Origin of the sequence: Vibrio sp. V39_P1S14PM300 (assembly GCF_009904765.1) — a bacterium.
In the GTDB taxonomy this organism is placed as follows: Bacteria; Pseudomonadota; Gammaproteobacteria; order Enterobacterales; family Vibrionaceae; genus Vibrio; species Vibrio proteolyticus.
Map to the genome: position 1 here is coordinate 1 of NZ_WXWP01000348.1, position 6,823 is coordinate 6,823.

7 protein-coding genes are annotated in these 6,823 nt (G+C 50.2%); all 7 read right to left on the reverse strand.

The window, feature by feature from the left end; translation table 11 throughout:
* Positions 1-229: ATP-binding protein (locus CAG65_RS22495; protein ID WP_161454538.1), on the reverse strand; the 229-nt coding region annotated here is incomplete at its 3' end.
* Positions 230-718: 489 nt separating this feature from the next.
* Positions 719-1,276 (reverse strand): cupin domain-containing protein, encoded by a 558-nt coding sequence (locus CAG65_RS18185; RefSeq protein WP_237668265.1) that lies wholly within the window; start codon positions 1,274-1,276, stop codon positions 719-721.
* Positions 1,277-1,369: 93 nt separating this feature from the next.
* Positions 1,370-2,212: an ABC transporter permease subunit gene (locus CAG65_RS18190; RefSeq protein WP_161454539.1), complete on the reverse strand. Its 843-nt coding sequence runs from the start codon at positions 2,210-2,212 to the stop codon at positions 1,370-1,372.
* The gene (potH, locus tag CAG65_RS18195; RefSeq protein WP_161454540.1) at positions 2,209-3,126 is read right to left on the reverse strand and encodes a putrescine ABC transporter permease PotH; all 918 of its coding nucleotides are present in this window, start codon (positions 3,124-3,126) and stop codon (positions 2,209-2,211) included. The genes CAG65_RS18190 and potH overlap by 4 nt, the downstream gene beginning before the upstream one ends.
* Entirely contained in the window at positions 3,123-4,265 is a 1,143-nt protein-coding gene (gene potG / locus CAG65_RS18200) for a putrescine ABC transporter ATP-binding subunit PotG (protein WP_021704744.1), read from the reverse strand. Before potG ends, potH begins: the two co-directional genes overlap by 4 nt.
* Positions 4,266-4,319: 54 nt before the next feature.
* Positions 4,320-5,429, reverse strand: a complete 1,110-nt coding sequence (locus CAG65_RS18205) for an extracellular solute-binding protein (RefSeq protein ID WP_161454541.1) — start codon at positions 5,427-5,429, stop codon at positions 4,320-4,322.
* A 46-nt stretch (positions 5,430-5,475) separates the two neighbouring features.
* Positions 5,476-6,823: aspartate aminotransferase family protein (locus CAG65_RS18210; RefSeq protein ID WP_202599449.1), on the reverse strand; the 1,348-nt coding region annotated here is incomplete at its 5' end.

The window sequence follows — 6,823 nt, forward strand, 5'->3', positions numbered from 1 at the left end:
AAGTAGAATCGCTGTCCGATATATAAAGCGCATTATCTCCATTTCTTGCGCGATTCGTTACAAAAAATTTAATTAGATGGCTCTTCCCAACACCTTTTTTTCCATGAACAAAAACACTCACCCTTTCTGTTTTCGACCTGAGAAAAAGTAGCTCGAGCTGGTTGAGCTCCCAATCTCTACCTACACATTGGCTAGCCGAAACGTTGCTGCGCTTACAGTAATGCCACAAAGATGTAGGAATTGTATCTTCAACTATTACCGACAGTGGTACGTTAAAATACTTGGATAAGTCTACGGCTGTTCTGTATAAGACATTCCTACCAGCTTCCGCTCGTTTTATCGATCCGACAGAGACAGATAGACGTCTTTCAAAACATTCTCTGGCAAGCTTTTCCTGACTTAGACAATTTTTTTTCTCAATAATTTTAAAGACTTACTATTTATAGAAATACGACCATTATTTTTTCTCATAATTGATACCAATTACATAAACAAGGTCTATATACAACGAAATGCCTAACCTTCAATCAAGTGCCACTTAACGCATATAAGAACTAAATCAAACTTAATCTGGAGAAAATTACAAATACAACTTTTAGTAGGCCACATTCATCAATACACTCACAGAATAATCATGAGACGTAGCACTGTTCCTTTTATGTCGACTAATAATAACATGCACACAGCGACGCTACGCCGCCATGTATGAAAGCAAGGGTTAAAATGTGGGAGGAGTGGAAGCGCTGATCAGCTCACATTCTAGGCGGCTTTTGTTACGGAAACGGTGCGGCTTGCGGGTTTCGAAGTAGTACGAATCACCAGCTTTCAGCACCCGGGTTTGGTTACCAACCGTGATTTCAATTTCGCCGCGCAAGATAACACCGCCCTCTTCGCCGTCGTGCTGCATAAAATCGGTTCCGGTATCGGCGCCTGGCGGATAAATCTCACGCATGATGGCGAGTTGCCGCCCTTCCCTTTTGGCGCCCACCAGCCACAGTTGGAGGCTGCCATCACCGAGGTCAGTCAATTGTTCCGGGGAGAAGAAAATTTCATCGTGCTGCGTTTCGACATCCAGCGTGAAGAACTCGCCCATGGAGATCGGAATCGCATCGAGTATTTTTTTCAATGAACCCACCGATGGGTTAACCTGATTTTGTTCGATCTGAGAGATCATGGAGTTGGTCACTCCGCTGCGTTTAGCCAGCTCCCGCTGTGATAAACCACGCATGGTACGTATTGTTCTCAGCTGTTTTCCCACATCCATGTCTCTATCCATGCTGCTACCTTCTCGTTGTTATTCGCGCCCCAGATGCCGGGCAAAAGGGGCGCGTATTGTTATTGTATGTCGATGACTGGCCTTACCCGTAAGCTATTGAAGACCCATCTTTATCTCCTGCAAGCGGCGTTTCTCGGCTTTTGCCATCACCCACCAGGCTATAAACGTAGCACAGGATACCGCCAGAATGATCAGCGTCGCCAGAGCGTTGATTTTCGGGCTCACCCCCAAACGCACACTAGAGAATACCACCATCGGCAAGGTCGTCGCGCTCGGACCGGACACAAAACTTGCGATCACCAGATCATCCAGTGACAGTGTAAACGCCAGCAACCAACCCGCCACGATCGCCGGAGCAATGCTGGGTAGTGTGATTTGGAAAAACACTTTCCAGGGCGGTGCGCCCAGATCCATGGCCGCTTCTTCAATTGAGCGATCAACCTCTTGCAAACGCGAACTGACCACCACCGTGACGTACGCGGTACAGAAGGTCACATGCGCAATCCAGATGGTCATCATCCCTCGGTGGCTGAACAGGTCAAACACTTGCCCGAGTGCGATAAACAGCAGCAACAGCGATAACCCGGTAATGACTTCCGGCATGACCAATGGTGCGGTGATCATAAACGCAAAGCCAGTTTCACCGCGGAACTTGCCAAAGCGGTTTAACACAAACGCGGCGATGATACCAAGCACCACCGCAGCGCTCGCCGACAAAAAACCAATCAGCAGGCTCAGTTTTACCCCGCCCATCAACAAGTCATCTTGCAGCAGTTCGAAGTACCATTTCACCGAAAACCCAGACCAGACCGTCACCAGGCGGTTTTCATTGAACGAGTAGATAATCAGGATCAGGATCGGCAGATACAAAAAGGTCAGACCGGCTCCGAGAATCACCCATTTCCATCGGGTGTTGTAAACGGGAATACTGTTCATCCTTGTGCCTCCAGCTCACGTTTCTGATAGCGATGGAACCACAGGATCGGCACCATCAGGATAAGCAACATCACCGTTGCCACGGCCGAAGCGACTGGCCAGTCTCGGTTGTTGAAAAACTCCTGCCACAAGACTTTACCGATCAAAATCGAATCCGGACCGCCGAGCAATTCAGGAATCACAAACTCACCCACCGCTGGTATGAACACCAGCATGGAGCCGGCGATGATACCCGCACGGGTCAGCGGCACCAGAATGCTGAACAGCGTGGTAAACGGCTTAGCGCCTAAGTCGCTGGCCGCTTCAATCAATGAGTAATCCACTCGCATCAAAGCGGTATACAGAGGCAATACCATAAACGGCAGATAGGTGTACACAATTCCGATGTACACTGCCCAGTCGGTGTGCAAGATGCGCAGTGGTTCATCGAGAATACCGAACGTTATCAACATGTTATTGAGCAGACCATTGTTTTTCAGTATCCCTATCCAGGCGTAGACGCGGATCAAAAAACTGGTCCAGGACGGCAATATGATCAGCATCAGCAGAACATTACGTGTCGATGGTTTGGAATGCACGATGGCCCAGGCGAGCGGAAAACCGATCAGCAGACACAGTAACGTTGACACCAGAGCAATCCGGATGGAGTGCAGGTATGAGGAAATGTACAGATCATCTTCAAACAGATACTGATAGTTACCAATATTGAGTAGCAGGCGAATTTGTTGTTCTGCGTAAGTGACCAGCTCTGAATAGGGTGGAATGGAGATCTGCGCCTCCGCAAAACTGATCTTAAGTACAATCAGAAACGGCAGCATAAAGAACAACATCAACCAGCCATACGGCACGGCCAGAAGCAGGCATTTTGGCGTGGGAATAATACGCCAAATTTTGAGTTTGGCTGGTTTCTTCATATCTTCAGTACCACGCAACTTTCCATGTCCCAACACAGATTGACTTTCTGCTCCCAGGTCGGCATACCTTTACGCAGCCGCGACGTATTTTGTAACGTGGCGGTCACCAGCTTGCCCGACGCCAGTCGCACATGATAAATGGACTGATTGCCCATATAAGCGATGTCTTCCACCACCCCACTGCAACTGTTGGCGCCGTGATGAATGTTGTCGCACAGCGTCATTTTTTCCGGACGAACTGCAATCATCACCGGAATACCCGGCGCACCGGAAATGCCGTGATTCACAAAGATAGGCTGAGGCAGATCCGGGCTGCGTACAGAAGATTGGTCGTTCTGGTTGGTCTCCAGCGTTCCTTCAAAGATATTCACTTTGCCGATGAAGCTGGCGGCAAACTTCGAGTTCGGGTGCTCGTACACGTCGGTTGGCGAGCCAATCTGGACAAACTGCCCTTTGTTCATGATCGCAATACGACTAGCCATGGTCATCGCTTCTTCCTGATCGTGCGTTACCATCACGCAGGTCACCCCGACCCGTTCAAGAATATCGACCACTTCAAGCTGCATCTTCTCACGCAGGTTTTTATCCAGCGCCCCCATAGGTTCATCCAAGAGCAGCAATTTGGGCTTTTTCGCCAGGCTGCGCGCCAGTGCGACCCGTTGACGCTGACCACCCGACAACTGATGAGGCTTACGTTTGGCGTAATCCGCCATATGGACCAGATCGAGCATCTGCTTGACCGTCGCTTCGATCTCTTTGGCGGGTAAGCCGTCTTGCTTGAGGCCGAACGCGATGTTGCCGGCAACCGTCATATGCGGGAATAGCGCGTAAGACTGGAACATCATGTTCACCGGACGGCGATAAGGGGGAATATCGGCCAAGTCTTCACCATCGAGAATGATCTGTCCGGCAGTGGGTTGTTCAAAACCGGCTAACATGCGCAATAAAGTGGATTTACCACACCCTGATGCGCCCAGCAGAGCGAAAATTTCGCCCTGATTAATGGTCAGGTCCACGGCGTCAACAGCAAGGTGGCCATCAAAATCTTTAGTCAGCCCGCGTATTTCCAGCAACGGTTTCGGCGTCTTTGGCTCAGAATAATTATGAGAAAGGTCGGTATCGATTGACATCACTGTCATGCTGATCTCCAAAACAAAAACGGCGACCAATAAAAGGTCGCCAAATTGTGCTGATTAATCTTTAACGAAGTCTGTCCATGCACGAGTCAGTACACGAGACGTTTTGTGAGGCAAAGGCTTAGAGCTGTAAAGTTTCTCTTGCGTTGCCTCGTCTGGGTAGATGCCCGGATCGTCCAGAATATCTGCTTCAACAAACTCACGTGACGGCGGATTCGGGTTGGCGTACCACACGTAGTTGCTGATTTCAGCAATCACTTCCGGACGCAGCAGGAAGTCGATGAACTTGTGCGCATTGTCCGGGTGTCTGGCGTCGCGAGGAATCGCCATCAGATCGAACCAGGCCAGCGCACCTTCTTTGGGAATTGAGTACGCAACCTCAACGCCATTGTCCGCTTCAGCAGCGCGGTCTGAGGCTTGCAGTACATCACCCGACCAGCCGATCGCAACACAGATATCACCGTTGGCGAGATCATTGATGTATTGAGACGAGTGGAAGTACGTCACGTAAGGACGAATCTGCTTAAGTAGCGCCAATGCGTCTTTCTTGTAGTCATTCGGGTCGGTACTGTTGGGATCTTTGCCGAGATAATTCAGCGCTGCCGACATGATTTCAGTCGGCGCATTCAAAAAGCCCACCCCGCATTTCGACAGCTTTTCCATGTTCTCCGGTTTGAACACCAGCTCCCAGCTGTTGACGGGTGCGTCTTCGCCAAGAGCAGCTTTCACTTTCGCTACGTTATAGCCAATACCGGTAGTACCCCACAGGTATGGCACCGCATAGTTGTTATCCGGATCGACCGAATCTGCGAGGATCTTCATCAGGCGAGGATCCAGATTGGCGTAATTAGTGAGCTTGCTCTTATCCAGTTTCTGAAAGGCACCCGCTTGCGCCTGTCTGCCAAGGAATGAATCACTCGGGACCACCAGGTCAAACCCGGTGTTACCTGACAATATTTTCGCTTCCAGCACTTCGTTGGAGTCGAACACGTCGTACACCACTTTAATGCCGGTTTCCTTTTCAAACTGGGCGATGGTGTCTTCTGCAATATAGTCAGACCAGTTGTAAATATTGAGTACCTTATCCTCCGCAGCAAGCGATGTTATCGGGCTCAGCCCTATCGTCATCCCTAACGCTACCCCAAAGTAAGCTTTTAGTTTTCCCATGTGGATCTCCGTTTCCTCTTCTTTGCTTTGGTTTTTTCCTCGTCAACTACTGCTGAACGTCGGCGAGCGTTTTATCCAGTGCGAGTTTCGCCAGATCAACCAGTTGGTCGATCTCTTCCTTGCTGATCACCAGCGGTGGTGAACAAATCATCGAGTCGCCAACCGCGCGCAGCACCACACCACTGGCAAAACAGTGTTCGCGGCAGCGGGTGCCAACATCGATCTCTTTGGCAAAACGGGCGTGTGTGGCTTTGTCTTTCACCAGCTCAATCGCCCCGACTAAGCCTTTACTGCGCGCTTCCCCGACTAAAGGATGCTCAGCCAACTCAGTCCAGCGGCTGGCAAAATAAGGGGCAATCTCTTCTCTAACGCGGCTGACAATATTGAGACGTTGCATCTCTTTGATATTGGCAATAGCAACTGCACAGGCCGCAGGGTGGCCTGAATAGGTAAAGCCATGGGCGAACTCGGTATCTGCATCCGTGAGCACCTCGGCAACATGGTCACGCACCATAACACCGCCCAACGGCAGGTAACCGGACGTAATGCCTTTCGCCATGCACATCAAATCCGGTCTGATGTTGTATGTTTGGCTGGCAAACCATTCACCGGTTCGGCCGAAACCACAAATGACTTCATCAACCACCAACAGAATGTCGTATTTGTCACAAATGCGCTGAATCTCAGGCCAGTAGCTGTCTGGTGGAATGATCACGCCACCGGCGCCCTGTATAGGCTCAGCAATAAAGGCCGCCACATTGTCTTCACCCAACTCAAGAATTTTCGCTTCCAGTTGGCGTGCGCGCTCAAGACCAAACTCGTTGGCATCCATACCCTGACCTTCACCGAAGTGATACGGTTGATCGATATGGACAATGTTCGGTAGAGGTAAGCCACCCTGCGCATGCATAAACGCCATGCCGCCTAAACTGGCACCAGCCATGGTACTGCCGTGATAGGCATTTTTGCGACTGATGATGGTCTGTTTGGAGGGTTTGCCTTTGCTGGCCCAGTAATGGCGAACCATACGCACCACTGTGTCATTACACTCAGAGCCGGAGCCTGTAAAGAAAACATGATTCATGCCTTCTGGCGTGATTTCCGCCAGCAGCGTCGACAGCTCAACCGCCGGTGGATGGGTGGTCTGGAAAAACAGGTTGTAATAAGGCAGTTGGTGTAACTGCTCGGTCGCCGCATCGATCAGCGGCTGACAGTCGTAGCCCATGTTTACACACCACAAGCCCGCCATGCCATCCAGAATCCGGTTGTCGTTTTCGTCATAAATGTACACGCCTTTCGCGCGCTTGATGACACGAGAACCTTTTTGATTCAGTGCTTTAAAGTTAGTAAACGGGTGCAGGCAGTGTGCACTGTCTTGTTCAATCCATTTAGAC